At 46.5% G+C, this 21,349-nt stretch carries 17 protein-coding genes; 4 read left to right on the top strand and 13 right to left on the bottom strand.

Annotated features, from left to right (window positions below):
- Positions 1 to 114: 114 nt before the first annotated feature.
- A complete protein-coding gene (locus tag DWY55_RS17495; RefSeq protein WP_044467754.1) occupies positions 115 to 1,245 on the bottom strand; it encodes a DUF2027 domain-containing protein in 1,131 nt (376 codons plus the stop codon).
- Positions 1,246 to 1,372: 127 nt separating this feature from the next.
- On the opposite strand from DWY55_RS17495, the gene DWY55_RS17490 reads away from it, so the two are divergent.
- Positions 1,373 to 2,602 (top strand): S-adenosylmethionine:tRNA ribosyltransferase-isomerase, encoded by a 1,230-nt coding sequence (locus tag DWY55_RS17490; RefSeq protein WP_005833306.1) that lies wholly within the window; start codon positions 1,373 to 1,375, stop codon positions 2,600 to 2,602.
- A gap of 5 nt (positions 2,603 to 2,607) precedes the next feature.
- On the top strand, positions 2,608 to 3,111 hold the full coding sequence (locus DWY55_RS17485; protein ID WP_005830075.1) for an NUDIX hydrolase: 504 nt from the start codon (positions 2,608 to 2,610) through the stop codon (positions 3,109 to 3,111).
- Positions 3,112 to 3,127: 16 nt separating this feature from the next.
- Here the strand turns inward: DWY55_RS17485 and DWY55_RS17480 are convergent, their stop codons facing one another.
- The 9 genes from DWY55_RS17480 to DWY55_RS17440 form a co-directional block, all read right to left on the bottom strand.
- A complete protein-coding gene (locus tag DWY55_RS17480; RefSeq protein ID WP_120178193.1) occupies positions 3,128 to 4,483 on the bottom strand; it encodes an alanine/glycine:cation symporter family protein in 1,356 nt (451 codons plus the stop codon).
- 99 nt (positions 4,484 to 4,582) lie between these two features.
- Positions 4,583 to 5,971, bottom strand: a complete 1,389-nt coding sequence (glmM, locus tag DWY55_RS17475) for a phosphoglucosamine mutase (RefSeq protein ID WP_120178191.1) — start codon at positions 5,969 to 5,971, stop codon at positions 4,583 to 4,585.
- 25 nt (positions 5,972 to 5,996) lie between these two features.
- Complete coding sequence (locus DWY55_RS17470) at positions 5,997 to 6,608, bottom strand: DUF4827 domain-containing protein (RefSeq protein WP_005830068.1); 612 nt, start codon at positions 6,606 to 6,608, stop codon at positions 5,997 to 5,999.
- Positions 6,609 to 6,711: 103 nt separating this feature from the next.
- Positions 6,712 to 7,749 carry a DHH family phosphoesterase gene (locus DWY55_RS17465; protein ID WP_005830066.1) on the bottom strand — a complete coding sequence of 346 codons (1,038 nt, stop codon included), beginning with the start codon at positions 7,747 to 7,749 and terminating at the stop codon, positions 6,712 to 6,714.
- A gap of 86 nt (positions 7,750 to 7,835) precedes the next feature.
- A complete protein-coding gene (locus tag DWY55_RS17460) occupies positions 7,836 to 9,872 on the bottom strand; it encodes a ComEC/Rec2 family competence protein (RefSeq protein WP_120178189.1) in 2,037 nt (678 codons plus the stop codon).
- A 58-nt stretch (positions 9,873 to 9,930) separates the two neighbouring features.
- Entirely contained in the window at positions 9,931 to 10,581 is a 651-nt protein-coding gene (gene rpe / locus DWY55_RS17455; RefSeq protein WP_044467757.1) for a ribulose-phosphate 3-epimerase, read from the bottom strand.
- 265 nt (positions 10,582 to 10,846) lie between these two features.
- A complete protein-coding gene (gene fmt, locus DWY55_RS17450) occupies positions 10,847 to 11,818 on the bottom strand; it encodes a methionyl-tRNA formyltransferase (RefSeq protein ID WP_005833316.1) in 972 nt (323 codons plus the stop codon).
- 173 nt (positions 11,819 to 11,991) lie between these two features.
- On the bottom strand, positions 11,992 to 13,782 hold the full coding sequence (locus tag DWY55_RS17445) for a chloride channel protein (RefSeq protein ID WP_016273078.1): 1,791 nt from the start codon (positions 13,780 to 13,782) through the stop codon (positions 11,992 to 11,994).
- A gap of 8 nt (positions 13,783 to 13,790) precedes the next feature.
- Positions 13,791 to 14,354, bottom strand: a complete 564-nt coding sequence (locus tag DWY55_RS17440) for an L-threonylcarbamoyladenylate synthase (RefSeq protein ID WP_005830050.1) — start codon at positions 14,352 to 14,354, stop codon at positions 13,791 to 13,793.
- An 80-nt stretch (positions 14,355 to 14,434) separates the two neighbouring features.
- On the opposite strand from DWY55_RS17440, the gene DWY55_RS17435 reads away from it, so the two are divergent.
- On the top strand, positions 14,435 to 14,869 hold the full coding sequence (locus tag DWY55_RS17435; RefSeq protein ID WP_005830048.1) for an acyl-CoA thioesterase: 435 nt from the start codon (positions 14,435 to 14,437) through the stop codon (positions 14,867 to 14,869).
- A gap of 67 nt (positions 14,870 to 14,936) precedes the next feature.
- Positions 14,937 to 16,109 (top strand): xylose operon transcription regulator XylR, encoded by a 1,173-nt coding sequence (locus DWY55_RS17430; protein ID WP_005830046.1) that lies wholly within the window; start codon positions 14,937 to 14,939, stop codon positions 16,107 to 16,109.
- Between the two features lies 1 nt (position 16,110).
- Here the strand turns inward: DWY55_RS17430 and DWY55_RS17425 are convergent, their stop codons facing one another.
- Genes DWY55_RS17425 through DWY55_RS17415 form a run of 3 tightly spaced genes read right to left on the bottom strand, consistent with a single transcriptional unit; the run spans position 16,111 to position 21,341 of the window.
- On the bottom strand, positions 16,111 to 17,559 hold the full coding sequence (locus DWY55_RS17425; RefSeq protein ID WP_005830044.1) for a PA14 domain-containing protein: 1,449 nt from the start codon (positions 17,557 to 17,559) through the stop codon (positions 16,111 to 16,113).
- Positions 17,560 to 17,571: 12 nt separating this feature from the next.
- On the bottom strand, positions 17,572 to 19,893 hold the full coding sequence (locus tag DWY55_RS17420; RefSeq protein WP_016273081.1) for a glycoside hydrolase family 20 protein: 2,322 nt from the start codon (positions 19,891 to 19,893) through the stop codon (positions 17,572 to 17,574).
- Positions 19,890 to 21,341 (bottom strand): glycoside hydrolase family 125 protein, encoded by a 1,452-nt coding sequence (locus DWY55_RS17415; protein WP_120178187.1) that lies wholly within the window; start codon positions 21,339 to 21,341, stop codon positions 19,890 to 19,892. The genes DWY55_RS17420 and DWY55_RS17415 overlap by 4 nt, the downstream gene beginning before the upstream one ends.
- Between the last annotated feature and the right edge of the window lie 8 nt (positions 21,342 to 21,349).

The raw sequence follows: 21,349 nt of genomic DNA, 5'->3' as shown, positions 1-21,349 counted from the left end.
ACCGGGACAGTCTGCCGATTGACTCATAATGACGGAATTTAACGACAGTCCCTAAATAATGAATAGGGCATTCCAATGTTTGAACTGCCCTATTCACTATTCAAATACTTGATTTTATTTAATCGTCACCATCGTCGCCCCAAATCCGTACTCCTGGAACGAAGCATCCTGATGGCGGCAGTCAGGATATTTACGTTTCAGCTCGTCCAGCAAGGCTTTACGCAGCACTCCATCTCCCTTGCCGTGAATAAAGACGATGCGTTGTTCGCGTTTTTTCTTGTATTGTTCCATCACTTCACGAAACTTATCCAGCTGGTAATTCAATATTTCGCTGTTGCTCATACCGCAGGTGTCATCCAGCAACTCGCCGATATGCAGGTCAATCTCGACAATCCCATTCTTGCCACCACGCTTGATGACCGTCTGCGGTTTGGACGGAGTATCTGCCGTTTTTTTCTGTATCAAAGCCTCCTTCAGTTCCTCTGCCGAAACATACACCTGCTTGGCAGGCTGGTCATTCCGGACAATATCATACACCAAGGCCGGTGTTTCAAAGAAAACCGTCTGCTGGAATGTATGCAGTTTATAGAACTTTACCATATCTATGCGGACTTCCACACTGACAGCCGGTTTCATTGTGAACGCACGGTTATCTTTGAATGCCACCAGCTGTACCATCACACGTTCACGGTCGTTCAACTCGGACTTTTCGAACTCCTCCAGCAGAAGTTTCGTATTCGGCTCTATCAAACCATGCGAACGGGCTGTCCAGGACTTTCCTTCGGCACTCGAATAGGTATAATACATATAATAATTACTATCGTTCACCAAATATGTCTCGAAAGGTGTAGTGCTGACAGCCTTGATATCCTCCGGAACAAAAGCCAGAAAAACATTCAGGATATCTCCGCCTTTCATCTCGGGCTGACGATAAACAGATATCTGCGGTTTCTCCAAACGGACCGATTGAGGCTCCGAAACCTGAGACTCCATAGCAGACGGCCTTGCCGCAGTAGCGGCCGTGCGCAATTGTTGCTCTTCTTCCCGCTTCTTCTTGGCAGCCGCTTTGGCTGCCGGAGTGGGGATATTATAATCATCGGTCTCTATCACCACACATTCGTTTATGGGCATCGGTATGTCAAAACCGTCGGCATCTTCCACCAACACGATGTTTTTCCCTTGAAATCCTGTCACAACACCGCCCCCAACTTCGCTGAGGAAACGAACTTTATCTCCTATCTTCATAGTAACTTATCTTTTAGTTTGTCTTTTCCTACTTTCTTCCTGCAAAGTTAGGAATTATTTCCCTTATTCTTCAAATCTTCCCAAATATCCGTACCTTTGCAGCCGATATAATAAAGAGAAAGCCATCATGAAAGAAGACCCCAGACATATCAGAATCAGCGAATTCAACTACCCGTTGCCGGACGAACGCATTGCAAAGTTCCCATTGTCCGTACGTGACCAGTCCAAACTGTTATTGTATCGCCACGGAGAAGTTTCAGAAGACAGATTCACTTCACTGCCGGAGTATCTGCCATCGGGAAGCCTGATGATATTCAACAATACCAAAGTCATCCAAGCACGCCTGCATTTCCGGAAAGAAACGGGAGCACTGATTGAAGTATTCTGCCTGGAACCCATACAGCCGAACGACTACGCCCTCAACTTCCAGCAAACCGAGCATGCCGCCTGGCTCTGCATGGTCGGCAACCTGAAAAAATGGAAGGAAGGCATGCTGAGACGTGAGATGACCGTGAAAGGCAAGTCACTCACCCTGACCGCCGAACGGGGTGAATGCCACGGAACCAGCCATTGGATAAACTTCCGCTGGAATAATCCGGAAGTGACTTTTGCCGACATTCTCGAGGTCTTCGGTGAATTGCCCATCCCCCCCTACTTGAACCGGGAGACCCAGGAAAGTGACAAGGAGACTTACCAGACTGTCTACTCCAAAATCAAAGGTTCGGTGGCTGCCCCTACAGCGGGACTGCATTTCACCCCACGCGTATTGGACGCATTGCGCAATAAAGGAGTAGAATTGGAAGAGCTGACACTCCATGTGGGAGCCGGAACCTTCAAACCGGTGAAAAGTGAAGAAATAGAAGGGCACGAAATGCATACGGAATACATCTCTGTCTCGCGCAACACATTGGAAAAACTCATAGTACACGGCGGCAAGGCAGTGGCCGTAGGAACAACTTCAGTGCGCACATTGGAAAGCCTTTATCACATCGGAGTCACTTTACTGAATAATCCAGAAGCCACAGAGGAAGACTTGCACGTCCACCAATGGCAACCTTATGAAATGTCTGCCAAGGCCACCGCCACCTCTGCAGTAGAAGCCCTGCAAGCCATTGTTGCCTATCTGGACAGACATAGCATGGAGGCTCTGCATACCAGCACTCAAATCATTATCGCTCCGGGATATGAATACAAAATCGTGAAGGCTATGGTGACTAATTTCCACCAACCGCAAAGTACCTTGCTGCTGCTCGTATCAGCTTTCGTACACGGTGATTGGCCGAAGATTTACAACTATGCACTGGCACATGATTTCCGCTTCCTGAGCTATGGAGATTCATCATTATTAATACCCTAAGCACAATGAACCACGATAACAATCAAGAGATGTTCCCCCTTGTCGACGAACAAGGCAACATCACAGGTGCCGCCACCCGTGGCGAATGCCATAACGGTAGCAAACTGCTTCATCCGGTAATCCATCTTCATGTATTCAATTCCAAAGGTGAGTTGTATCTACAGAAACGTCCCGAATGGAAAGACATACAACCGGGGAAGTGGGACACCTCCGTAGGCGGACACGTCGATTTAGGTGAAAGTGTAGAGATGGCGCTAAAACGCGAAGTACGCGAAGAGCTCGGCATTACCGACTTTATTCCCGAAACCGTCATGCATTACGTCTTCGAGTCTGCCCGCGAAAAGGAACTGGTCTTCGTACACAAAACTGTCTACGACGGTGAAATACATCCCAGTGACGAGCTGGACGGAGGACGTTTTTGGAGCCCCGATGAAATCAAGGCAAATATCGGCAAAGGTGTATTCACCCCGAATTTTGAAGGAGAGATAGGAAAGGTCATCAACTTGTAGTGGAAGCTGCTGTCTATCAGTTCGCAAAATATTCCTTCATCTTTCTCCTGACCCGTGGAGCAAGTAACAGCAGTGACGTCATCGTAGGCAATGCCATCAAGGCAAAAGCCAAATCCATGATGGCAACCACTGCTCCCAACGGAATCATGGCAGCCACAACAATCATCACCAAATAGAAGTAGTTATAATACTTGGCATTCTCCGCACCAAACAAGAAGTTGGTGCACTTCAGTCCATAATACGAATAAGAGAACATGGTAGAAAAGGCAAAGAAAAAGACCATCACCATCAGCAGATAATGCCCATAGCCGGGAAGGAGCTGCTCAAAAGAATTCAAAGCAATATAAAGGCCTTTTATGCCTCCTTCCGACGCATAGTTTCCAGCTATAAGAATAGGGAAGGCCGTCAATGTACAAACAAGCCCCGAGTCGATGGCCGGTCCAATCATGGCTACCAGCCCCTCACGAATGGGATTGTCATTACGGGAGGCGCCATGCATCATAGAGGCCGTACCTACGCCTGCTTCATTGACGTAGGCAGCACGGCGGGCACCAGTCAGTGCAGTTCCCAAAATTCCACCGATACCGGCTTCCAAGCTGAAGGCAGACTGGAAAATGGAAGCCAACACTCCCGGCAACTTATCAAAATTCAAACAAAGAACAACGAAGACAAGCAGCATATAGCAAGTAACCATCACCGGCACTATTTTAGCCGAGATAACCGAAATGCGCCGGATGCCACCGATAATGACCGCCCCTACCACCAGGCTGATGACAATACCCATCACAAAACGCAGGCCGAGTGTATTCTCTATTCCTGCCGGAGTAGTAAATACCGTAGTGACAGACTCGACCAACTGATTGGCTTGCATTACACACAACGTACCTATCAACCCCACCACCGCAAAGAAATAAGCAAACGGTTTCCAGCGTTCGCCCAACCCATGAAGAATGATATACATCGTCCCCCCTTGCGGTTCTCCGGCAGAATCGTGTCCTTTGTACATAATGGCAAGAGCCCCTTCAAAGAATTTGGTGGACATACCCACAACAGCACTTACCCACATCCAGAAAATGGCTCCGGGACCTCCTACTGTAATAGCGATAGCCACCCCCGCAATATTCCCCATACCCACTGTTGACGCTATGGCGCTCATCAAGGCCTGGAAAGAACTGATTTGTCCTTCGCCCGCCACTTCCGATTTATAGCGCAAGGCCTTTATCGAATATCCGATGCGGCAGAGGGACACAGCTCCGGAATAAAAGAACAAGAAAAGTCCTCCCCCTATCAGAAGGATAAATAAGGGATACCCGCAGACAAAGTCACTGACAGTGGTTATTGCTGAGCCTATAGAATCTAAAATACCATTCATAGTAGTAGTTTGATGGAGGAGTTCATGGGAAGGTTTAAAAAAAGTCCCACTTCTCTTTCACGGGAAAGTGGGACATTCATTATAACATTTCGTTCGGCCTTATTTAGCCAGGTCTTCAATCACCTTCATAATCTGCTGGCCGATTTCCTCGGCAGCCTCCGGTGTGGTAGCCTCACTATAGACACGGATAATCGGTTCCGTATTGCTCTTACGCAGATGAACCCATTTGTCGGGGAAGTCAATCTTCACACCGTCTATATCATTGATTTCTTCATTCTTATACAGCTCCTTCACCTTGGCAAGAATAGCATCTACATCTGTTTCAGGAGTCAAGTCTACACGATTCTTTGCCATGAAGTATGCAGGATAGGATGCACGGAGTTCGCTCACCTTCTTACCTTCGTGTGCCAGATGGCTCAAGAACAAGGCAATACCTACCAAGGCATCACGTCCATAGTGGCTGGCCGGATAGATTACCCCACCGTTTCCTTCGCCACCGATAATGGCACCTACTTCCTTCATTTTGGTAGTTACATTCACTTCACCTACGGCAGAAGCGTAATATTCTTGCCCATACTTGCGAGTTACATCGCGCAAGGCACGGGTCGAACTCAAATTGGATACCGTATTGCCCGGAGTATGTTTCAATACGTAGTCGGCAACAGTAACCAGTGTATATTCTTCACCGTACATCTTGCCGTCTTCGCAAATCATTGCCAGGCGGTCTACATCAGGGTCTACAACAAATGCAACATCTGCCTTCCCCCCTTTCATCAGATTCATGATGTCACCCAAGTTCTTTTCCAGAGGCTCGGGATTATGCTGGAAGTTACCGGTCGGTTCGCAATAGAGCTTCTCTACGTGCTGAACGCCAAGTTGTTCAAGTAGTTGCGGCAGAATAATACCACCTACAGAGTTTACACAATCGATGGCTACACGGAAGTTTGCCTTTCGGATAGCTTCCACATCTACGAGGTCAAGTGCCAATACGCTGTCGATGTGTTTCTGGTTGTAGCTTAAATCCTGACGGTACGAGCCAAGTTGGTCCACTTCGGCATAGTCGAACTCTTCGGCAGCTGCAATGCGGAGTACTTCCTTACCTTCGGCAGCGTTCAGAAATTCGCCCTTTTCATTCAGCAGTTTCAACGCATTCCACTGCTTGGGATTATGCGAGGCAGTCAGGATAATACCTCCACTGGCACCTTCCATGGTTACAGCCAGCTCGGTAGTCGGAGTAGAAGCCAAATCAATGTCCACTACATCCCAGCCCATACCCATCAAGGTACCGACTACTACGTTCTTGACCATCTCGCCAGAGATGCGGGCATCACGCCCTACCACGATTTTGTTACTTTTTACAGTACACGTCTTACGAATCAGGGTAGCATAAGCTGAAGTGAACTTCACAATGTCGAGCGGATTCAATCCCTCGCCAGCACCACCGCCAATTGTTCCGCGGATTCCAGAAATAGATTTGATTAGAGTCATAGGTTAATGATTTAAAATTTATCGGTTAGTTCCAAATTTGGAGTTTATGTAAATCGTAATAATAAGGATGAACGTCCCGCATAGCATCCGACTGTCCCATCTTGGAAGGAACAATCAGCTTCACATGTGCTCCGTTACGAATATAATTCAACGCAACCAGCCAGCCAGCAGGTACAGACGAACCATGATATATAAGCATATAGCCTTGAGTGAAAAGTCCGGCAATAGACGAAGAAGTAACAGAATATCTAAACTCATCCACAACAGTCGGACTATTCATATTGGTTATATACGATTTCACCCCTCCAACAGCTATCAACCCTTGTTCTTCAAAGCGCACCAAAATCAAATCATTCGGTTTAACTGTATCTGCAGGATTCGTCGAACCTTTATCCACAATCTGCATATACACCCCGCTTGCCAGCTGCACATACTCATTCCTGCTTACATCCGTTGTCGAATCTTGCGCATAGAATTCACTTTGAGAAATAACGACAATGCTACTGTCTTTGATAAATGCTTTGATGGCATCTTTTTCTTCCTCAAGCATTTCGGCATAAGTTTTAGAATTATCGCATGCCTGGAAGGCTAAACAAACTGCAAGTAAGGCAAAAAAGAATAAAGTAAGTTTCTTCATTTCTGTTATTTAGTAATTTCGTACAAAAGTATCTGATTTCCTTGAAAGTTGAAAGCTGCGGATAGAAAGTTCGTAACTTTTAACCTTTACAACTGAACTTTTTTTATCCTTTGGCATTCAGCAGCGGTTTGTATTTCTCCAAAGCCTGCTCAAAGACCTTGCGGGCCTCATCCATCGTTCCATAAAATTCACCGCCGGAAGCATTCAAATGACCGCCGCCGCCAAAGAACTCGGCAGCCAGCTGATTGCAGGGGAATGTACCGACCGAACGTAAAGAAATCTTTATCATCGGCTTCTCCGTATCTTCACGCAGGAAGCAAGAGAAAATCACCCCTTTGATGCTTAAAGGAATGTTCACAAACCCCTCACTATCTCCACGCACATAGTCGAACTGGCTTTGTTCGGCTTTAGTCAGAGAAATTAAGGCTGCATGATAGTCCGGATAGACCTTCATTTGTGACAAGACATATCCCATTAGGCGCAAACGGCTTTCTGAATAAGTATTGAACACCTTGCGGTAAATCTCGTCCTTGTCAATACCTTTCGACAACAGTTCGCTGATGATGAAATAGATTTCCCGGTTATTGGAATTGTAAGTAAACCCGCCGGTATCCGTCATCATACCCGTATAGATGCACTCTGCTCCTTCCCTTGAAATGTCACTGAAATAGCCCATACGGCAAATCAGGCGGAAAACCAGTTCCGAAGTGGAAGATATCTCCGGATGGGAAATGATAATCTTGCAGAAATCCTCCGGATGGAGATGATGGTCTATCAGTATTTTTCTTGCCGGGGATGCAAGAACAGCGTCACCCATGGCATCTATACGATGGATAGCATTAAAGTCCAGACAACAAATGACATCCGCCTCGGCAATCAGCTTGTCGGCAAACTCCTTGTAGCGGTCGTACAGAAGGACGTCCTTGCTCCCGGGCATCCATTTCAAGAAGTCGGGAAAGGCGTTCGGCACAATAACATTCGCCGTCTTTCCCTGCGAGCTGAAGAAGTGCCACAAGCCCAGAGAAGAGCCGATGGCGTCCCCGTCGGGACCCACATGTGAAACGATTACTATCTTGTCTGCACGGTCAAACCATTTGGTGAAATGGTCTATCTTGGATTGTTCTATTACTTTGGTCAACATATTTTTATTTACTATTTGACGATTGACTATTTACTATTTGGCGTTTATAACAAATTGAAGGGGCAAAAGTACGAAAAGTTTGTGATTTATAACAATATGCGGTAAGAACCTTTTTGAGAAAGAAGAAGATAGGGAATACCTAAGCGAACGCAATCATTGGCAATCTTATTCTGATAATAGTCTGAAAGAGAAGCGTCAAGCACCACCATGCCCATGGAAAAGAGCGAAGTAAGTTCCTCTATCCCACCTTGATACCCCTTGGAGACATACAGATAATCAACTGAAAGGGGACGGGAAGAGCTCTTGTTTCTCCAACGGTTGTCGGAAAGAAGACAGATGCGCTTACCGGCGTAAGAGACAATCTGGTTGCGCATGGATAAGCCGGAAGTGGTATAATCTCCGGCAACCAGTCGGGGAGTCTCCAGACGCAGGCGGTTCCAATGCGGAGAAAGGACACGGCACAGACGCGGCATATCCGGCAAGCTATCGGTACATGCCAACCAAGAATGACGGTTGTCTGCCATACAATGGACAACGGGACAACCTCTCACGCTATAAAAAGCAATCCCCTGCCGGGGAGCATTGGACATGATGGAAAGGGAATGCCAGGAAACCAGTGCCAACAATGCCAGCAACGCAAAGCAGACTCTACGTACCGTAAGGCGTAGAAAGCCATAATATGTCATCCCCAAGAACAGATAGACGAGCAGAACACCCCATATATCCAGCCAAATATCATCGACAGCAGCGCCGGGAAGATGCTCTATCCAGCGGAGCACTTCATTCTGGACATGTACCAATGCCTCTACTACCCTTGCAAACAGATGTTGTACAAAAGGCAGCGGCGTAAGCATCAACAGAAAGACAGCAGAATACAGAACGAGTGACACCATGGGAATTACCCAAAGATTAGTCAACAGAAAATGAGTGGAAAAACGGGAGAAATAGAAAATGACCAAAGGGGCCGTACCCAGCTGAGCCGCCATGGACACTGTCATAAGTCCCCACAAATATCGCAGGAAACGATTGTCAACCTTCCAAAGGGCATATAACTTAGGCTGTACAAGTACAATAGCTGCAACCGCCGAGAATGACAACTGAAAACCGACATCAAACAACCAGACCGGCTTGCACAGCAGCATCAGGAAAGCAGTTGCCGCCAGCGTATTCAGAGTCAGCGGCTTTTCCGGCTGCAAACCGGCAAACGCCAACAAAGAGAACATGATGACCGACCGCACCACCGAGGAAGACAATCCCGTGAAAAAAGCAAAACTCACCAAGAAAAGGACCAGAAGCAAAAGCAACAAAGGTTTCAACCGCCGCCATCGCCTCCACAAAGGACGAAGCACAAACAAGAGCAAAGCATACAGAAACCCTATATGCAATCCCGAAAGTGCCAGTACATGGCTGGCTCCCGAAACGGAGTAGGTCTCCACAATATCATCACTCAGTTCCTCTTTATCCCCCACTGTCAACGCAGCAAGTACCGCCAATTCATCAGTTTCAAAACCCAAACTCCGGTATAAGCCAACCACTTTCTCCCTATAATCCAGTGCCACCTGGCTGACAGTGCGAGAGGCATCATGCCCCGTCTTCCGCCAATGTCCGTCAGCCACGTAAGCCGTGCCGCTATAGCCTTTCCGCCTCAGGTAGCGGGCATAGTCAAACTCGTCGGGATTACCATTGTTTGCCGGAGGAACAAGCCGGGCAGATACCAGCAACTCATCACCACGGCGCAAAGTGGCCGTAGCAGAATCTTTCGGAAAATAAGCCAGAAAAAGATGATTCCGGGGGCAACCCGTAACTGTATCCTTCTCTACCTCTCCCAGCAGGGCAACCCTGCACAATATGCTGCGCTCCCTCTCTTCTGGATGCTCACGGATACAAACCCTATAAACAGCAGTTTTGCCCGAAAAGGGAAATGCCGTCTTTCCCTGCTGCCAACTCATCAAGCAGAACCCCGTACCACCCAAGAAAAGGTATACCGCCGCTCCATACACCCATCCGGTATGCTTGTATCTACCTATAATAAAAAGAAAAAGCAGAAAACCTGCCACATACTCCCATGCAGAAAGCACGTGTGGAAACACATCTCCACACAAAATACCAACTACCAACGGCATCAACAGTCGAAGGAAAGGATGCCGTTGCCAGCTGTCGATTATCAATCCAGAAGACGGATTACAGATTCCTTAATGCACGGATAGCTTCCTTCGGATCGGGAGCCGAGAAAACGGCATTGCCTGCCACCAGTACATCTGCTCCAGCTTCTACCAGACGCGCACCGGTATCCAAGTTTACGCCACCGTCCACTTCTATCAAGGCCTGCGAACCGGTAACCGTAATCAATTCACGCAACTCGCGCACTTTATCAAGAGAATGCTCTATGAACTTTTGTCCGCCGAAGCCAGGATTTACGCTCATTATCAGCACCATGTATACATCATTAATAATATCCTTCAACAAGGATACGGGAGTTGCCGGATTAATTGTTACCGCCGGCTGCATCCCTGCTTCGCGGATTTGCTGCACCACACGGTGCAGATGCGGACAAGCCTCGTAATGCACATTCATGACATGTGCCCCCAGAGCCTTCACCTCCGGAATAAACTTCTCCGGCTGTACAATCATCAGATGCACATCCAAAGGTTTCTGCGACAGTTTTGCCACATACTTCAGTACCGGGAATCCGAAAGAAATATTGGGGACAAACACACCGTCCATGATGTCGATATGTACCCACTCAGCCTCACTTTCGTTAATCATTTCAATGTCTCGTGCCAGATAACCAAAATCGGCAGAGAGAATAGAAGGGGATATGATTGGTTTCATAATGTTATGTTCTAAAGTTTACGAACTTTGTTATGTACAAATATAGAGAAAAGATTTAATTCAGCCTAACATTGGAAATCAAAACTCTCACTGCAAACTTACTGCATACCTTTTGCAGCGTCACTGCAAACGTGTTGCAGTAGCACTGCAAAGCAGTTGCAGTCACACTGCATATTAGTTGCAGCAACACTGCAAAGCGGTTTGCAGTGACGCTGCAAAACGAGTGCAGTAGTTTTGCAGTAGGAAGTCATTGAATGACAATCAGTTATTTCATCACGTATCCTTCCGTCAACCGGAAGCCGCGCAACAGTTCATCCGTTTTCAGTTTCTTCTTGCCCGGAAGCTGGAGGGAGCAGATGCCGACAAAGCCATCTTCGGCAGCAACGCGGATATAGGTCTTCCCGTCTGTCTGCAAGGTTCCGGGAACCAGTTGATGGGATTCCCCTATTTTCTCCGTCTCGAAGATTTTTACCACAACAGATTCTCCACCGGGTTGGACCAGCTCCGTCCAAGCGGCAGGATAGGGAGAAAGGCCGCGTACAAAATCGTAAATACGCTTCACCGGGCGGTTCCAGTCAATACGACAAGTATCTTTGAAGATTTTCGGTGCCGGACGCAGTTCACCCACGACGGCCATTTCTTCTTGAGGAATACTTTTCACTGTACCGGCAAGAATGGCATCTACGGTTTCTACCACCAGGCGACCGCCCAACAGCATCAGTTTGTCGTGGACGATACCCACGTTGTCCGTATCGGCAATGGGTACCCGTACCTGCTGGATAACCTCACCGGTGTCAATCTCATGTTTCAGGAAGAAAGTGGTGATGCCCGTTTCCGTATCACCATTAATCACCGCCCAGTTGATGGGGGCTGCGCCGCGATACTGCGGAAGCAGGGAAGCATGCAGGTTGAAGGTGCCCAATCGCGGCATGTTCCATACCACCTCCGGCAACATGCGGAAGGCAACGACTATCTGCAAATCGGCCTTCCATGCACGCAACGCCTCCACAAAAGCCTCATCCTTCAGCTTCTCCGGCTGAAGAAGCGGAAGATTATGTTCCAGTGCATACTGTTTCACCGGAGAGAATTGGAGCTTATGTCCCCGTCCGGCAGGCTTGTCGGGCATCGTAATGACACCCACCACATTGTAACCTCCTTCTACCAGACAACGAAGAGCCTCCACCGCAAAGTCGGGAGTACCCATATATACAATCCTCAAATTCTTCTTTTCCACCATTTCATTTACAATTTACCATTTACAATGTACCATTTGCGAGGCAACTCATTTGCCCATTTACAATTTACCATTTACAATGTACGAAGCATCTTCTTTGCGATTTACAATGCCCCATCACCCCGAACGGCAAATAGTAACTTGTAAATAGTAAAATAGTAAATACCAAAAAGTCCTCAGTCTTCTGAAAAATGTACCAATACTTCACGGTACGAGTTGAATATCTTCGACTTGGACACGAAGCCCAAGTATTTGTTTTCCGCATCCACCACCGGCAGATTCCACGCCTTCGTATCATCAAAGGTGCGCATCACCTGCTCCATACTGTCCGTATCATACAGACGTGCCGGAGCCGAAGTCATCAGTTTTCCCACCGTGAAGCGATGATATAACTCCTGGCGGAACATAATGTTCCGGATATCGTCCAACAAGACAATGCCAATCAACACCCCTTCCTTATCCGTCACGGGAAAAACATTGCGATGCGAGGCGGAAATAGCCTTTACCAGTTCACCCAAATCCATTTCGGGATGCACGGTCACAAAATCCTTTTCCACCACATTCTCCATTTTCATCAGGGTAAGGATAGCCTTGTCCTTATGGTGCGTCAACAGTTCTCCTTTCTTGGCCAAACGCATGGAATAGATACTATGAGGCTCGAACATGATGATGGTAAGATAGGAACTGACGGAAACAATCATCAGTGGCAGAAACAGGTCGTATCCTCCCGTAAGCTCGGCTATGAGGAACACGCCGGTCAGCGGAGCGTGCATGACCCCACTCATGACCCCCGCCATTCCCATCAAGGCAAAGTTCTTCTCGGGCAGATAAGCCGTCATCTCTATTTCATTGCTGAAATGTGAAAAGACAAAACCGGCAATACAACCCAGATACAACGAAGGTGCGAAGATACCGCCGCAACCGCCACCGCCATTCGTGGCACTCGAAGCAAAGACCTTAAACAGAATAATCAGTATGAGGTATATCAGCAACAGGTTGCCGTGCCCGTAGAAGAAGGAATTATTCATCACCGTGTCCCATTCGGCATTGCTCATCCCATTCAGCAACAACTCTATCGTATCGTAACCTTCGCCATACAACGGAGGAAAAAGGAATATCAAGATACTCAGCATGGCACCACCCATTATCAGCTTCTTATATGGAGTTCTCAACCTTCCGAACACGCCTTCCACAGAGTTCATGGCCCGGGTAAAATAAAGGGAAACCAATCCACAGAAGATACCCAGCATAATGACATACGGAATACGCTCCAATTCGAAAGCTTGGTCCAGATGGAATTTGAACATGGCATCCGTACCCGTCACGATATAGGAAACAGTTGCAGCCGTCACCGCAGATATCAGCAACGGCAACAAGGAGGACATTGTCAAATCTATCATCAGTACCTCCAGCGTAAATACCAGACCGGCAATCGGCGCCTTGAAAATGCCTGCAACCGCACCGGCAGCACCACATCCCACCAATAGCATCAGCGTACGATGCTCCATCTTGAAGATGGTTCCCAGATTGGAACCGATAGCCGAACCCGTCAGCACAATAGGCGCCTCCGCCCCGACCGAACCACCGAAACCGATGGTAATGGAACTGGCTATGATGGACGACCAAGTGTTATGCCGTTTGATGCGTCCCTGCCGCCGCGAGATGGCGTATAGGATTTTGGTAACACCATGACTGATGTCGTCCTTCACCACGTAGCGGACAAACAATCCGGTCAGGAAGATACCCACTACCGGATAGACCAGATAAAGGTAGTTGGCTTCCGTCGCATTGAAATTATCCGTCAGGAAGTTCTGTATCCAGTGTATGATGACTTTCAGTATCAGTGCGGCGAATGCCGTAAAGATACCTACAAGAAAACTGAGAATCAGTATGAACCGCTTTTCCTTGATATTCTTTTCGCGCCATATGATGAAGCGCTGCAACAAACTCCTCTTGTCCTCTGCCATTTTTCCTTTTATTCGCGAATAATCTTAATGACTCCGCCCTTGCCCAACTTGATGATACTGGACGGTTTCGGGCGTCCCGTTTCCTCCTGGCGGTATCCTACTATATAATCCACCGCAGACTTGATGTCTTCACTTATTTCACTGAAGTTACCGGGAGACGGTTGCCCGCTGACATTGGCAGAAGTAGAGACTATCGCCTTGCGGAACTGCTGACAAAGCCGTTTTGAAAATGCCTCACTGGTGACACGGATACCTACACTACCATCTTCGGCAAGCAAGTTAGGAGCCAGATTACGCGCTCCGGAATAAATTATGGTAAGGGGCTTGTCAGCCAGTTCTATCAAATCCCAGGCAACCTCCGGAACATCCTGCACATAGAAATCCACCTTTACCGGAGAATCTACCAATACCAGCATCGCCTTACTGTCAGAGCGTTGCTTGATTTCATATACACGGCGCACCGCTTCTTCATTGGTAGCGTCACAACCTATACCCCAAATCGTATCTGTCGGATACAGAATTACCCCGCCCTCGCTCATTACCTGGCAGGCTTTTTTGATGTCTTCTATCATTTCTTGATATATAAGTTCACGGATTAACACGCAAAAATAGTATTTTTGCAGCGATTATAAACAAAGTTTAAGAGAAAACAATGGAAGAAATTCAATTTAACCACACCCTGCCCATACAACTACGCTTCAATGACGTCGACAAATTCGGCCATGTAAACAACACTGTTTACTTCTCTTTTTATGATTTAGGAAAAACGGAATATTTCGCTTCCGTATGCCCGGATGTAGATTGGGAAAAGGATGGTATCGTTGTCGTCCATATTGAAGCAAACTTCCTCGCACAGATTTATGGTTCGGACCATATCGCCGTGCAAACTGCCGTCACTGAGATAGGAACCAAAAGCTTCCACCTCGCCCAACGGGTCATTGATACGGAAACCCAAGAAGTAAAATGCGTATGTACCTCCGTCATGGTAGCCTTCGACCTCGCCAAACACGAGTCCAAGCCACTGGAAGAAAAATGGATTGAAGCAATCTGCAAATATGAGGGAAAAGATTTGAAGAAAAAGAAATAAAATCCTATATTTGTCAATTAAGCTAACATTTGTATAAGTAACAATCAGTTACATTTAGTCAACTGCTATGATTCGATTGATATTATTGACCGATTTTACAGAGTCCTTTTCGTACAATCTGCTAAAGGGGGTATTGGCCTATTCCAAAAGCCATGAGCCATGGGTAGTATGCCGTATGCCACCCTCCTACAAAAACAGTCATGGTATAGAAGGAGTCTTGAAATGGGCAAAGACATGGCATGCAGATGCAATCATCGGCAGATTTGACAATGATGACAACGTGGAGCTATTCCGTGAAAACGGAATTATCGCATTGGCCCAGGATTATAAATCAAGGTTCAGCAATATTCCAAACATCACCGGCGATTACCGCAAGACCGGCAGAATGGCAGCAGAGTTTTTTCTGAGTAAAGGCTTTCAGAACTTCGCATTCTATGGTTATCGCGATACGGTATGGTCACAAGAACGTTGCGAGGGTTTCTATGAATGTATAGCAGCCCAAGGGTTTGGAAACAATTTCTATTCTTATCAGGACCAATCCCTTGATGACTTATGGTTTTATGAAGCACCGCCCCTGCTCAACTGGTTAAAGTCATTGCCACAACCTACGGCACTCATGGCTTGCGATGACAATCAAGGTAACCGCATTACGGAAATCTGTAAAGTCAACAACATCAGAGTGCCCGACAAGATAGCAATATTAGGAGTCGACAATGATGAGATTATATGCAATCTTTCAGACCCTCCCCTATCCAGTATCAGCCAAAACATTGTAAGAGGCGGATTTGAGGCAGCTGCCCTCATAGAACATCTATTGAATGATGAGGAGGCCACTTATCAGGACGTAGTGCTCCAACCAGTTAATATAATCAACCGGCTTTCGACCGACTTCTATTCTACCACCGATGCCCATATCCAAACCGCTCTGAAATATATCCATCAGAATATAGCAGCTGATATCACTGTATCGGATATAGTGAAACAAGTACCATTATCACGCCGTTTATTGGAGATTCGCTTCAAGCAAGTCACCCAGCAATCCATCCACAAATACATCTTCAACCTTAGGATGGAACGCTTTGCCCAATTGCTGTTGGCCAGTGATGCTCCGATTGCAGATGTGGCGGAACAAGTCGGAATAAACAATCTGAAGAACTTGTCCCGCCAATTCAAAGCTTTGAAGAAAGTCTCTCCCAATGAATATCGGAAAGAGTACCAGACAAAGAGTTACCAGCGCTGATTTAATCCGGTACAAACAACATGGTATCAGGTAACACGGTTTCCAGAACATTCCGTCCCGAATACCCGACTTCCAATTCCTGGCCCATGTAATCTTCGAAATACAGCAGATGCAACTCGTGGTACCCTGCTTCGAGAGCGACTTTCCCTTCGGCACGGCGTCCGCTGTGTCCACCGTCGTTATCAACAATCAATTTACCGTCTATGTATAGTTTAGAACCATCATCGGAAAAAGTATAGAAACGGTATACTCCCCTTTCTGGAATTTTCACCAACGTACGGAAATCATAAGCAAAATGATCAGGGACGGCTACTTCTTCAATCGAGAAGTTCTTCATCACCCCTTCCTTCACTTTATTGCAGGCGGCAATATCGGCAACACGTTTACATTTGCCTTCATAATAGGTATATGCCACGCCCTGCTTCTTGGGAGAAGTTCCCGTAGCCGGCAAATAAGCCATACTCTGCTCCTCATCCGAATTCAGACCTGAAGGGTAATAGTAGGCAGCCTCCCTTCCCGAAGGAGTGGAAATCCATGTGTCAAATTTGAATTGGTCTTCGTACAGTTCAATGATACGGGCTCCTCTCGTCAACTCTCCATACGCATCCGCACCGGTCACCCGTCCGTATCCCAATGCAATACCTTTATCTATTCCTATAAAATCGTTATCATGGTCATGTCCTACAAATACTCCCATTACATCCCTCATGTCAAGGAAGGAAGCAAACATACCAGAATTGATATTAGCAGAGGCAACTCCACCTTCTTTGTCATTGCCATAAGTTTTCCCGTCACCTCTGATTTCGTTGTATTCAATCAGCGGAATATGGAAAAAGGCCAAAGCAGGAACGGGATTACCACCGTTCTTCTCTGCAAAGTGTTTACTTTGCTTTCTGTACCATTCTATTTGGTCGAAATGAATCCAGTCGTAAGCACCATAGATTTTATTAGGCTGATAGTCGTTGGAATCCATGCAATAGAGCAATGCCTCTACCTGGTCCTTCTTCTCCGGACTATAAATAGAAATCACACAATTACCACATCCCATAATATCTTCAGGGCCTTTTGCCCCCACATAGTAGGGAGACTTCAAGAGGAAATCATAGATTTCATTGCGCGTCAAGTATTCTGCATCATGGTTTCCCATCATCACCACAAAAGGCATCTTGGCTTCATTGAAAATATCCACTACACTTTTCCATCCATCCATAGCAGGGTCATCGGTCACCACATCCCCACTCAGTATAGCAATGTCCGGATGTTCGGCTGCCAGGACAGCACGGATAGTAGCTGCCGTTTCGGCACACTTTGCAGAACCCGGCATCCAGTGCAAATCTGTAAACTGTGCTACTACAAACCTGCCATCCTTAAAAAAGAATTGCTTCTGCGCAAAAGCCGTTACCGGCATACAGCCCAACAGTACAACTAAAAGAACAACTATTTTCTTCATAATTTCTTGAGATTAATATATTTCTATTTCATCTATTGCCAACTCACTCTGCAACCCTTCATGAAAATATCCTTTCGGGCACAAGCCACCACTCAATAATTCCAAGCGGACAAATGTAGCTTCCGTTTCGGCAAATGAAAGAGATGCCGGAAAACGGGTGCCTTCCGTCAAGCTAAAATCATAAGTCAGCCGTTTAGTGCCCACCGGAATAAAAGTCTGACCATCCATTGAAACAGAGACACCCATCGCTCTTGCCGGCCATATCTCATTTACCGGCCGCCATAAAGAAGAAAAGGCCACTTCCTTGACTTTTTGAGGTTTCTTCAGTTCCACTACAATCTGTACAGTATCCTGGTAGAAGCTAATCCAGCGACGCATGTCGCGGGCATAGCCACGTCGTCCATCAGTCAGCCCGAAGCCTTTATTCAAGTGTTCCCATCCTGCTTTAGGATTACAAGTATAGTCACATCCGGTTGCCTTGTTTACAGCAAAACTCTTGCGGGTCACTTTCCCTAGCGGCTTACCGCTTCTGTAAACTGCCGAATAAATAGTTGCATCCTCGTCCAACGGTATCGGAGTCTCATAAAGGGAAGATGAAGTGTTGACCGTTGAATCATTTACCGCATAGTAAATATCGGCATCCGGACAGAAGGTGTTCAAAGTCACCTCATAAGTCTGCTGCGACTTGTTCCACGCACCAGCCTGATTGACTTCATAGAAGTTACGGCAAGCATTCACTCCGCAATAATCCAATCGTTCAAACTCCTTATCCAGCCTACGGGCAAACGACTCGAAGTCCTTATGTTCCGGCTGTGTCCATTGCACCTCTGACATAGCCAGCAAACGAGGGAAAGCCATATATTCAAAATATTCGGGAGTCTGTATGTACTCTCCCCAGATATTGGCTTGTACACCTATTATATAAGCTTGTTCTTCCGGAGTCAGTTCAGCAGGAAGCGGGTTATAATTGTACACCGTATCCAACGGAAGAAAACCGCCGATAGCCAACGGGGCAAATTCCGGACTTTCCTGGTAGTAATCCAAATAACACTTTTTGCCGGGTGTCATAATGACTTTATGCCGTTGGCGAGCCGCTTCGATACCTCCTTTCTCGCCACGCCATGACATGACGGTAGCATTAGGGGCAAGCCCTCCTTCCAGAATCTCATCCCACCCGATGATGTCACGCCCTTTACTGTTCACAAATTGCTCAATCCGATGGATAAACCAACTTTGCAGAGCTTCTTCGTTGGGCAGACCTTCCCACTTCATCAAATGCTGGCAATGGGCACACTTCTTCCATGCTTTCTTGGGACACTCATCTCCACCAATGTGGATATAATGGCTGGGGAAGAGTTCCATAACTTCGGTCAGCACATTTTGTAAGAATTCAAATGTATGCTCTTTGGGACAATAGACCTCATCAAAAACATCAAAATAATCACGCACCACATAAGTCTTTCCCAGTCCGCAAGAAAGTTCCGGATAGGAAGCCAGTGCTGCGGATGCATGTCCCGGCATTTCAATTTCGGGAATGACCGTAATGAAACGGTCGGATGCATACTTCACAATTTCCTTTATTTCTTCCTGCGTATAATAGCCTCTCTTTTCTTTTCCATCGTAACGCCGTGGAAAATAATAATCAGAGTGTCCTATCTGAGTCTGTTTACGATAAGAACCTATTTCAGTCAGTTTCGGGTATTTCTTTATTTCTATTCTCCATCCTTGGTCATCTGTCAGATGAAAATGGAATTTATTCAATTTATAGAATGCCATCAAATCAAGAAACTTCAGCACTTCCTCTTTTGGCAGAAAATTACGCCCTACATCCATCATAGCCCCACGATGAGGGAAACGGGGAGCATCCGTAATGCTGACAGCAGGAATCCTAATCTTTCCTTCGTATTTCCGGTCACCATCATAAATGGCTGCCGGCATGAGCTGCAGCAAAGACTGGACACCATAAAAAAATCCGGCGGCAGTTTCATTGGAAGATATATTTATCCTATCGGAAGAAACCTCCAATGTATAGGCCTCATTGGGCAAGGAATTATCTATAGATAAGCAAATATCGGCCTTTCCCGTTTCCGAAATATCCTTCAGCGTTACAGAAGTGTTTTTCAACGCATCCTCCAAATAATGAAAAACTTTCATCGCGGCTTCCCCGGAAGGGACAGCCACTGTTTTTTTCCCTTGCAAGACATACACTCCCTGCATTGGAGCAAGTTCATTCGGCATGGGTATAATACCATAGTTTGCCTCTACATCATCAGCCACTCTCCCACAAGAGAGAAAAATGAATGACATAGCCAGTAACCAATATCTTATCTTCATAGTATTTGGGATAATAAGTTGGGATATTCCTTGATTGTATTCAGTATCAGTTCACCGAACAAAGTATTTGTCCAGGCAAACCAGGAACGAGTAAAGTCCGCGGCATCCTCCGAATGGAAAGACTCATGCATAAAGCCCGTCCCTCCATCCGTATCACGAAGTTGCTTCAGACAAGCACGTATTTCTTCGGAATCATCCGTTGTAAAAGCCTTCATAATGATGCTCATCGGCCAGATATAATTCAATCCCACATGAGGGCCTCCTACCCCTTCACCGGCTTTTCCTTTAAAGAAATAAGGATTATTGCCGCTCCATATCATTTTACGGGTATTCTGATAAATCGCATCTTTAAAAGAACAATAACCCAGATAAGGCGCAGCCAGCAAACTGGGTACATTGGCATCGTCCATACAAAGCGCGTTACCAAAACCGTCGACCTCAAAAGCATAAATACGCCCACAAACCGGATGATTGAAAGTACCATACCTACGGATAGCTGCATCCACTTCATCTGCCAATGTTATACATTCTCCGGAGAAGTCCTTGTTTCCATAAACTTTATCCTCTATCTCAGCCAATTGGCGCAATGACACAACCGCAAACATATTAGCAGGAATCAGAAAACCGTATTGTGTAGCATCATCTGACGGACGGAAAGAAGAAACGATTAAGCCGACCGGCTTTACCGGTGCTCCCCATCCGTTGTTAATCTGCGAATCTGTAGGGCGGTCGCAATCGCGCGTAAAGCTATAAGGTCCTAAGCCTTGTTTCCTCTGTTGCTCTTTAAAGGTCTTGACCACCAGCAGCATAGCTTTATGCCAATTTTCATCGAACACAGACGTGTCTTCCGTGTATTGCCAATAATGATAAGCCAGACGAATGGGATAGCACAAAGAATCTATCTCCCATTTGCGTTCATGCAGTTCCTTAGCCATATGTTGTGTATGGTCGGTTTCCCAATAGCTGCCCAACGGCCCGTCGTTGAAGGCATTGGCATACGGGTCTATTAAGATACATTCAGTCTGTCTGTTGACAAGTCCTGCCACCATCAACTGCAAGTCCTTATCTTTCTTCATCAACGGCAGATAGGGCCATACTTGCGCTGAAGAGTCGCGCAGCCACATGGCATCTATATCACCTGTAATGACGAAAGTATCTGGTCTGCCATTCTTCACTCTATATCTGACAGTAGTGTCAAGCGTATTGGGAAAACAGTTCTCGAACATCCAACGCAACTTCTCGTCCTTTATTTTAGGCTTTGCTTCTTCAATAGCAGCATCTACTGCCTTCGAAATGAAGCTCCTTTTGCTTGCAGAAGGACGCAACGAAACATATCTCTGGTTGAAAGTCCCGGATGAAGATAATACGGAAGCGGGCTGAAAGGTCATTGCAGCCAAGGCAAGCCCGCCAGTCTTCAGAAATTGGCGTCTTGACATATTGTTTTTCATGATTGATT

Origin of the sequence: Bacteroides sp. AF25-38AC (assembly GCF_003602995.1) — a bacterium.
Classification (GTDB): Bacteria; Bacteroidota; Bacteroidia; order Bacteroidales; family Bacteroidaceae; genus Bacteroides; species Bacteroides uniformis.
This window is presented reverse-complemented; position numbering and strand designations above follow the sequence as displayed.

Coding starts and splice junctions, on each gene's coding strand:
- DWY55_RS17480 (WP_120178193.1), bottom strand. CDS start 4,483: ATGAATGGTATTTTAGATTCTATAGGCTCAGCAATAACCACTGTCAGT.
- DWY55_RS17420 (WP_016273081.1), bottom strand. CDS start 19,893: ATGAAGATAAGATATTGGTTACTGGCTATGTCATTCATTTTTCTCTCT.
- rpe (WP_044467757.1), bottom strand. CDS start 10,581: ATGAAACCAATCATATCCCCTTCTATTCTCTCTGCCGATTTTGGTTAT.
- DWY55_RS17495 (WP_044467754.1), bottom strand. CDS start 1,245: ATGAAGATAGGAGATAAAGTTCGTTTCCTCAGCGAAGTTGGGGGCGGT.
- fmt (WP_005833316.1), bottom strand. CDS start 11,818: ATGGTGGAAAAGAAGAATTTGAGGATTGTATATATGGGTACTCCCGAC.
- DWY55_RS17425 (WP_005830044.1), bottom strand. CDS start 17,559: ATGAAGAAAATAGTTGTTCTTTTAGTTGTACTGTTGGGCTGTATGCCG.
- DWY55_RS17430 (WP_005830046.1), top strand. CDS start 14,937: ATGATTCGATTGATATTATTGACCGATTTTACAGAGTCCTTTTCGTAC.
- DWY55_RS17440 (WP_005830050.1), bottom strand. CDS start 14,354: ATGATAGAAGACATCAAAAAAGCCTGCCAGGTAATGAGCGAGGGCGGG.
- DWY55_RS17485 (WP_005830075.1), top strand. CDS start 2,608: ATGAACCACGATAACAATCAAGAGATGTTCCCCCTTGTCGACGAACAA.
- DWY55_RS17465 (WP_005830066.1), bottom strand. CDS start 7,749: ATGTTGACCAAAGTAATAGAACAATCCAAGATAGACCATTTCACCAAA.
- DWY55_RS17435 (WP_005830048.1), top strand. CDS start 14,435: ATGGAAGAAATTCAATTTAACCACACCCTGCCCATACAACTACGCTTC.
- DWY55_RS17415 (WP_120178187.1), bottom strand. CDS start 21,341: ATGAAAAACAATATGTCAAGACGCCAATTTCTGAAGACTGGCGGGCTT.
- DWY55_RS17470 (WP_005830068.1), bottom strand. CDS start 6,608: ATGAAGAAACTTACTTTATTCTTTTTTGCCTTACTTGCAGTTTGTTTA.
- glmM (WP_120178191.1), bottom strand. CDS start 5,971: ATGACTCTAATCAAATCTATTTCTGGAATCCGCGGAACAATTGGCGGT.
- DWY55_RS17460 (WP_120178189.1), bottom strand. CDS start 9,872: ATGCCGTTGGTAGTTGGTATTTTGTGTGGAGATGTGTTTCCACACGTG.
- DWY55_RS17490 (WP_005833306.1), top strand. CDS start 1,373: ATGAAAGAAGACCCCAGACATATCAGAATCAGCGAATTCAACTACCCG.
- DWY55_RS17445 (WP_016273078.1), bottom strand. CDS start 13,782: ATGGCAGAGGACAAGAGGAGTTTGTTGCAGCGCTTCATCATATGGCGC.